This window comes from Promicromonospora sp. NPDC059942 (genome assembly GCF_042731755.1).
In the GTDB taxonomy this organism is placed as follows: domain Bacteria; phylum Actinomycetota; class Actinomycetes; order Actinomycetales; family Cellulomonadaceae; genus Promicromonospora.
In genome coordinates this window covers 478,927-485,012 of record NZ_JBHWLR010000001.1, presented here as the reverse complement: position 1 = coordinate 485,012, position 6,086 = coordinate 478,927, and the positions used below count along the sequence as shown (strand labels likewise).

General features: G+C 73.8%; 5 protein-coding genes. 2 read left to right on the top strand and 3 right to left on the bottom strand.

The window, feature by feature from the left end; genetic code table 11:
- Positions 1-137: 137 nt before the first annotated feature.
- From hisS to ACFV9Q_RS02090, 3 genes are read right to left on the bottom strand one after another with little or no spacing between them, the layout of a single operon-like run.
- Complete coding sequence (gene hisS, locus ACFV9Q_RS02100) at positions 138-1,517, bottom strand: histidine--tRNA ligase (RefSeq protein ID WP_377232925.1); 1,380 nt, start codon at positions 1,515-1,517, stop codon at positions 138-140.
- A gap of 30 nt (positions 1,518-1,547) precedes the next feature.
- Positions 1,548-2,222: a hypothetical protein gene (locus ACFV9Q_RS02095; RefSeq protein ID WP_377232924.1), complete on the bottom strand. Its 675-nt coding sequence runs from the start codon at positions 2,220-2,222 to the stop codon at positions 1,548-1,550.
- Entirely contained in the window at positions 2,219-2,881 is a 663-nt protein-coding gene (locus ACFV9Q_RS02090; RefSeq protein WP_377232923.1) for an MBL fold metallo-hydrolase, read from the bottom strand. Before ACFV9Q_RS02090 ends, ACFV9Q_RS02095 begins: the two co-directional genes overlap by 4 nt.
- A 204-nt stretch (positions 2,882-3,085) precedes the next feature.
- Here ACFV9Q_RS02090 and ACFV9Q_RS02085 point away from each other — a divergent pair, with 204 nt between their 5' ends.
- Both ACFV9Q_RS02085 and ACFV9Q_RS02080 read left to right on the top strand, forming a co-directional pair.
- Complete coding sequence (locus tag ACFV9Q_RS02085; protein ID WP_377232922.1) at positions 3,086-3,880, top strand: peptidylprolyl isomerase; 795 nt, start codon at positions 3,086-3,088, stop codon at positions 3,878-3,880.
- The gene (locus ACFV9Q_RS02080; RefSeq protein WP_377232921.1) at positions 3,877-5,943 is read left to right on the top strand and encodes a DUF349 domain-containing protein; all 2,067 of its coding nucleotides are present in this window, start codon (positions 3,877-3,879) and stop codon (positions 5,941-5,943) included. The genes ACFV9Q_RS02085 and ACFV9Q_RS02080 overlap by 4 nt, the downstream gene beginning before the upstream one ends.
- Positions 5,944-6,086: the final 143 nt, after the last annotated feature.

Sequence of the window (6,086 nt, the reverse complement as noted above, 5' to 3'; positions counted from 1 at the left end):
CGTTGTTTCTAAGTGAAGCACAAACCGAACCCTTTTCCGCACCCACCGGAGGGGGACGGAGTCGATCGGGCGACCAAAACTTTGCACACCCGCCTCGTCGTCCGAGGCGGGTGCGCAAGGTTCAGGCCGGCCGGCGGTCAGCCCTGCGGGACCACCCGCGGCCAGCGGTCCTCTGCCGGCGGCTCCCACGTCGCGGCGTCGGCGTCGACCTGGTCGCCGGAACGGATGTCCTTGACCTGGTCGGCGCCCACGACGCCGTCCTCCCCCGCGGAGCCCGGGAACCAGACGAACGGGATGCCGCGCCGATCGGCGTACTTGATCTGCTTGCCGAACCTCGCGGCGCTCGGCGCGACCTCCACCGGAATGTCCCGGGCGCGCAGCGCCGCGGCCACGGCGTCGGACGTCGTGCGCTCCTCCTCGGACGAGACCGCGACCAGCACGGCGGACGGCACCGAACGCGTCGCCTCCACGAGGCCGGCGGACAGCAGCCGCGAGACGAGGCGCGAGACGCCGATCGACAGGCCGACGCCCGGGTAGGTGTTCTTGCCGTCGGACGCGAGCGTGTCGTACCGGCCGCCCGAGCAGACCGAACCGAGCTGCTCGTGCCCCACCAGCACCGTCTCGTACACGGAGCCGGTGTAGTAGTCGAGGCCGCGCGCGATCTTCAGGTCGGCCACGACCACGCCCGGCGCCCGCTGCGCCGCCGCGGCGATCAGCGCGCCCAGCTCGGCCAGGCCCGTCTCCAGGAGCTCGGTCACGGCGCCGTACGACTCCGCCAGCGCCCGCACCTCGTCGATCACGCCCACGTCGGACCCCGAGATCGACGCCAGCGCGAGGCAGGCCTTGGCCTGGTCGTCGGTGGCACCGCACTCGGTAACCAGCAGCTCGGAGACCTTGTCCGGGCCGATCTTGTCGAGCTTGTCGATCTGGCGCAGCACGCCCTCGACGTCGTCCAGCCCGACGCCGCGGTAGAAGCCCTCGGCGACGCGGCGGTTGTTCACCAGGATGCGGACCGGCGGCAGGCCGATCTCGCCCAGCGCGCCGAGCGCCTCGGCCATGACCAGCGGCGCCTCGACCTCGAAGTGGTACGGCAGCTCGCCCGCGCCCACGATGTCGATGTCGGCCTGGACGAACTCACGGAAGCGGCCGTCCTGCGGGCGCTCGCCGCGCCACACCTTCTGGATCTGGTAGCGGCGGAACGGGAACGCGATGCGGCCGGCGTTCTCCAGCACGTAGCGGGCGAACGGGACGGTCAGGTCGAAGTGGAGGCCGAGCTGCTTCTCGGAGCCGGAGCGGGCGGCGCCGTCCTCCTCCTGGAGGCGGGACAGGACGTAGACCTCCTTGGAGGTCTCCCCCTTGCGCAGGAGCTGGTCGAGCGGCTCGACGGCCCGCGTCTCGATCCCGGCGAACCCGTGCAGCTCGAAGGTGTGCCGCAGCGTGTCGAGGACGTGCTGCTCGACGATGCGACCGTCAGGGAGCCATTCGGGGAAACCGGAGAGAGGAGTGGGCTTTGCCATGCCTCAGATCTTCCCACGAGCGGCGACCCGTCAGCCCGGGTTTTCCACAGCCTGGTCGACCAGCCCGGCGAGCACGTCCAGCTCGCCGCGCTCGTGCCACGCCAGCCGGCGCAGCACCTTCACGCTCGTCCAGCTCCCGTGGTCGGGCCAGACCCGGGACAGGTCCGGCGCCATCGTGGAGACCACACTGCGCACGTGCGCCCCGGACTTCTCGAGCTCGGTCACCACGTCGCCCGCCCTCTCCCGTGCGGGCAGTCCGAGCAGCGGCAGGTAGTAGCGCGACTCGGTGTCCGCGATGTGGAACGCGAGCTGTTCCACCGTGTGCCAGGACGCGTAGGCCGGGAGCCGCCGTCCGGGGTCGCGGTAGGCCAGCACCCCGGGCGGGGCGGCCCGCACCAGGTCGAGGGTCCTGGCCCGGGTCCGGGCCAGTACCGCGAGCGTCGCCCCGCGCTCCGCGTCCGACGCCGGCGCCAGGTCGCGCTCGAACACCGTCTCGTCGCCGCTCTCGGCCCGGTCCACGCGCTCGACGACGTCGATGGCCTCCGCAGCGCCGGCCCCGAGCCCGCACCGCTCGGCGAGGTCCGCGAGCGCCGCGGCGTCGTCGGGCCCCTGGCCGCAGGTGCCCCAGTGCGCCAGGTCGAACGTCCACGCGGCGGACCAGCCGTCCTCGGCCATCCCCGCGCGCGTGTCGACGTACGCCCTCACGCGCCGGCCACGGTGAGGAACGGGTTGGTCGCCAGCTCGCGGGCCACGGTGGTGGCGGGGCCGTGCCCGGGGACCACGGCGAGCGCCGGGTCGAGGCCGCGCACGACGTCGCGCAGGGTCTTGCCCATCACCTCGTACGAGCCGCCGTGCAGGTCGGTGCGGCCGACGGAGCCCGCGAACAGGACGTCGCCGGTCAGGACCACCTCGTCGTCGAGGCGGTAGAGCGTGGACCCCTCGGTGTGGCCCGGCGCGTGCAGGGCGTGCAGCGTGACGTCGCCGAACGTGAGCTCTGCTGACCCGCCGGGCGTGGCGAACGGCTCGACCAGGTCGGGCGTCCGGTAGTCGTCGCGGTGCAGCCCGAGCGCGGTCTCCAGCGCGGGGCTCAGCGTGGCGAACGGGTCGGCCAGGCGGTAGGCGTCGGCCTCGTGCAGGCGCATCGGGATCCCGTACCGCGCGCACAGGACCCCGGCGTCCCAGGTGTGGTCGGCGTGGCCGTGCGTGGCGAGGACGGCGCGCGGCTTCAGTCCGGTGTCGTCGAGCAGGCGTCCGACGGCGTCGGCGACCCCCGCACCGGCGTCCACCACCACGCAGTCGACGCCCGCCGACACGACGCAGCAGTTGGTCCCGAAGACCGGCGCGACCAAGACACGAAGCTCCACGCGACCCACGCTAGCGGCTCCCGTCGTGCCTGGCAGAGGCTTCTTCACCCGTCGCCGGAGGCGCTCAGACAGTATGACCTGGCATCCGATGCCTACACTGTCCCCGCACGGGGTGATTCGCCCCGGATCCATCAGGTGAATCGGTCCAGCGTGACCGCGCCCCGGGTCGGGGTGAGCACGAGAGAGCACGGGGAAGGGAACGCGGTGGCTTCCACCAAGCAGCGGCAGCGCGCGCAGCAGGCCAGGCAGGCCGACAAGCGGGCGCAGCGGCAGGCGGCCAAGCGCGCGCACAAGCAGCGCCTGTGGACCTTGGTCGCACTGTTCACGGTGCTCGCGCTCGTCGGCGCCTTCGTGGTCGCCGCGCTGATCAGCTCCGGTGCGCCCGAGGCGGGCGACGATGCCGAAGCAGGCGCGGGCACCGAGACCTGCCCGGCCGGCGTCCAGGAGGCGCGGGACACCTACGAGCTCGCCGACCCGTCGGTGGCCGAGGACCGCACCTGGACCGTCACGCTGCAGGCCTGCGCGGGCGACACCACCGCCGACATCGTGCTCGAGCTCGACGGCGCGGCCGCGCCGCAGGCCGTCGCCAGCTTCGTGACGCTCGCCCAGGGCGGGTACTTCGACGAGACCGGCTGCCACCGCCTCACGACGCAGAACATCTTCGTGCTCCAGTGCGGCGACCCGACCTTCACGGGCTCCGGCGACCCGGGCTACTCCTTCGGGCCCATCGAGAACGCCCCGGAGGACGACCTCTACCCCGCCGGCACCGTCGCGATGGCGCGGCGCGGCGACGACGCCGAGTCCATGGGCTCCCAGTTCTTCCTCGTCTACGAGGATTCGACCATCCCCTCCGACACGGTCGGCGGGTACACGGTCTTCGGCACGATCACATCCGGCCTGGACTTTGTCCAAGCAGTCGCTGACACGGGCGCGGTAGACGGTGCACCAGACGGTGAGCCTGCCACCCCGGTCACCATCGAAGGAGTTGAGACCCAGTGAGCGAACCCACTTCTCGCTCGACCGAGCCCGTCCAGCAGGACGCGCCCGTCGAGCCCGTGGCCGAGACTCCGACCGCAGCCGAGGCACCCGCCGAGGCGGTCAGCGAGGCGACCGAGGCAGCCGCCGGGGCGGACGCAGCGGACGACGCCGCCGAGGCGACCCCCGAGGCCGCCGCGACGGAGCCGGCCGCCGAGGAGGCTCCCGCGGCCGAGGCCGAGGTTCCCGCGGAGGACGCTCCCGCCGTGGAGGCGCCCGCCGAGGAGACCGAGGCCCCTGCTGAGGACGCCGCTGCGACCGAGGCTGCCGCCGAGGAGACTCCCGCCGCCGAGGCCGAGACGCCTGCCGAGGAAGCTCCGGCCACCGAGGCCGACGCTGCCGCCGAGGAGGCCCCTGCGGCCGACGAGGTTGCTGCCGCCGAGGAGGCCCCGGCCGTCGAGGCCGAGGCGCCCGCCGAGGAGGCGGCTGCGGACGAGGCTCCCGTGACCGAGGCCGTCGCGACAGAGGCACCGGCCGAGGAGGCACCGGCGACGGAGACTCCCGCTGCCGAGGCCGAGACCCCCGCCGAGGAGCCCGCGACCGAGGAGGCTCCCGCCGACGAGGCACCGGCCGCCGAGGCCGAGACCCCCGCCGCGGCTGCCGCGCCCGCTCCGAAGCCCGCCACCCCGAAGCCGTCGGCGATCCCGTCGCCGGCCGCGCTCGCCCGGCCGCGTGCGCCCAAGCCGGGCACGCCGTCGGCCCCCGTGGCGCAGGCCGCCCCGGCGACGGCGCCCGCACCCGTGGTGCCCGCCGCCGCGGACGCCGTCGCGCACGCCGAGGCGGAGAAGTTCGGTCGCGTCGACAACGAGGGCAACGTCTACGTCAACGACGGTGACGGCGAGCGCGTCGTGGGCCAGTTCCCCGGCGTCACCACCGAGGAGGCGCTCGCGCTGTACGTGCGCCGCTACCTCGACCTGAGCGCGAAGGTCGGCCTGTTCGAGGCCCGGCTGGACAGCGCGGACCTGTCGGTGCGCGAGATCGACCAGACGCTGCAGAAGCTCGGCGAGGAGACCGCCGAGCCCGCCGCCGTCGGCGACCTTCCGGGCCTGCGGACCCGGGTCGAGGCCCTGCGGGGCCGCGCCGCGGAGCGCCGTGCCGCCCTGGAGCAGGCACGCTCCGCCGCCAAGGCGGAGGCCGTCGAGTCGCGCACCTCGATCGTGGAGGCCGCCGAGAAGATCGCGGCGACCGACCCGAGCAAGATGCAGTGGCGCCCGGCGGGCGAGGAGCTGCGTGCGCTGCTGGACCGCTGGAAGGACGCCCAGCGCTCCGGGCCGCGTATCGACCGCCCCACGGAGGAGTCGCTCTGGAAGCGGTTCAGCCACGCCCGCACGGCGTTCGACCGCGAGCGCCGGCACTTCTTCGCCGACCTGGAGCAGCGCAACAGCGCCGCGAAGACGGAGAAGGAGAAGCTGGTCTCCGAGGCGGAGGCGCTGTCGAACAGCACCGACTGGGGCTACACCGCGGGCGCGTACCGCGACCTGATGACGCGCTGGAAGGCGGCGGGCCGGGCGTCCCGCAAGGACGACGACGCGCTGTGGGCCCGGTTCCGGGCCGCGCAGGACCGGTTCTTCCAGGCCCGGGACGCCGAGAACGCCGTGATCGACGCGGAGTACGGCGAGAACCTGAAGGTCAAGGAGGTCCTGCTGGAGGAGGCCGAGGCGCTGCTCCCGGTCAAGGACCTGAACAAGGCCAAGGCCGCCCTGCGCAGCCTCCAGGAGCGCTGGGAGGAGGCCGGCAAGGTGCCTCGCGGCGACATCCAGCGCATCGAGGCTCGCCTGCGCGCGGTCGAGACCGCGGTCCGCGACGCCGACCAGGCGCAGTGGAAGCGCACCAACCCGGAGACGCGTGCGCGCGCCGAGGGCGCGGCGGCCCAGCTCGAGTCCGCGATCGCGGCCCTCGAGGCGGACCTCGCGGACGCGCAGGCCAAGGGCGACAAGCGCAAGGTCTCCGAGCTGGAGGCCGCCGTGGCGGCCCGCCGCTCGTGGCTGGAGCAGGTCGTCAAGGCCGCGGAGGACTCCCGGGGCTGACCCCGGCTGAGGTTGTCCACAGCGGGCCCGGGGGGGGGGTGGTGGGAAGGGGGAAAGGACAGGGGGGGGTGTGGGGGTTTTTTCCTTCTCCCCCCCCCCCCTTCTCCCCCCACCCCGCACACAACACCACCCCCCTCCCCACC